This is a genomic window from Vibrio sp. YT-17 (genome assembly GCF_033337375.1).
In the GTDB taxonomy this organism is placed as follows: domain Bacteria; phylum Pseudomonadota; class Gammaproteobacteria; order Enterobacterales; family Vibrionaceae; genus Vibrio; species Vibrio alginolyticus.
The window spans coordinates 1-1270 of record NZ_JAWOQP010000115.1 but is presented as its reverse complement, the minus strand read 5'-3'; the positions used below and the strand labels follow the sequence as shown (position 1 = coordinate 1270).

The window sequence follows — 1270 nt, the reverse complement described above, 5'->3', positions numbered from 1 at the left end:
GGCGATGAAAACGCACCAGTATTCGCGTGTCTAGTAGGTAAAGGCATTACGTTTGATTCAGGCGGTTACAGCCTTAAGCCTTCAAACTTTATGAGTGCAATGAAAGCCGATATGGGCGGTTCAGGTACGATTACTGGCGGTTTGGGGTTAGCTATTTTGCGTGGTTTGAACAAGCGCGTAAAACTGATCTTATGTTGTGCTGAGAATATGGTTTCTGGTCGTGCGCTTAAGCTTGGCGACATCATCACCTACAAAAACGGTAAGACTGTTGAGATCATGAACACCGATGCAGAAGGTCGTTTGGTACTTGCCGATGGTCTTATCTATGCAAGCGAGCATAACCCTGAGTTGATCATCGACTGCGCAACGTTAACCGGCGCGGCGAAAAACGCATTGGGTAACGACTACCACGCGTTAATGAGCTTTGATGATGAACTTTCTCATCAAGCGCTAACCGCAGCAAACAAAGAGAAAGAAGGCCTGTGGCCACTGCCTCTGGCTGATTTCCACCGTGGTATGTTGCCGTCAAACTTCGCTGATTTATCGAACATCAGCTCTGGAGACTACAGTCCAGGCGCAAGTACCGCTGCTGCATTTTTGTCTTACTTTGTTGAAGACTACAAGAAAGGCTGGTTGCACTTCGATTGTGCTGGTACTTACCGTAAGTCTGCATCAGACAAGTGGGCGGCTGGCGCTACTGGTATGGGTGTCCGCACTCTTGCTCGCCTTCTTAATGAGCAAGCAGAAAAATAATATTTATGGTGGCGTCAGTTAGACGCTGCCGTAGTCAAGTAAGTCACTTTTAAACACTATTATTACAAGTACAAAAAGGAAACTTTATGGCTCTAGAAAGAACGTTTTCCATTGTTAAGCCTGACGCTGTGGAAAGAAACCTGATCGGTGAAATCTATAATCGAATCGAGAAGGCAGGCCTACGCATTATTGCTGCGAAAATGGTTCACCTGACTGAAGAGCAGGCGAGCGGCTTTTACGCAGAACATGAAGGTAAAGAATTCTTCCAACCTCTAAAAGAGTTCATGACTTCTGGCCCTATTATGGTTCAAGTGTTGGAAGGCGAAAATGCGATTGCACGTTACCGCGAATTGATGGGTAAAACCAACCCAGAAGAAGCGGCAGCAGGCACACTTCGCGCAGATTACGCGCTAAGCATGCGTCATAACTCTGTGCATGGTTCAGATAGTCCTGAATCAGCGGCTCGTGAGATTGAGTTCTTCTTCCCTGAGTCAGAAATTTGCCCTCGCTAATTGGT

2 protein-coding genes are annotated in these 1270 nt (G+C 46.7%); both read left to right on the top strand.

Annotated elements, in window-relative coordinates:
- On the top strand, positions 1-753 hold a 753-nt coding region (gene pepB / locus R7F67_RS24280; protein WP_318057471.1), incomplete at its 5' end, for an aminopeptidase PepB.
- An 86-nt stretch (positions 754-839) separates the two neighbouring features.
- Positions 840-1265, top strand: a complete 426-nt coding sequence (gene ndk / locus R7F67_RS24275) for a nucleoside-diphosphate kinase (RefSeq protein WP_005460254.1) — start codon at positions 840-842, stop codon at positions 1263-1265.
- Positions 1266-1270 lie beyond the last annotated feature (5 nt).

Bases quoted from the DNA above. Each gene is read 5' to 3' on its own strand.
- ndk (WP_005460254.1), top strand. From the start codon at position 840: ATGGCTCTAGAAAGAACGTTTTCCATTGTTAAGCCTGACGCTGTGGAA.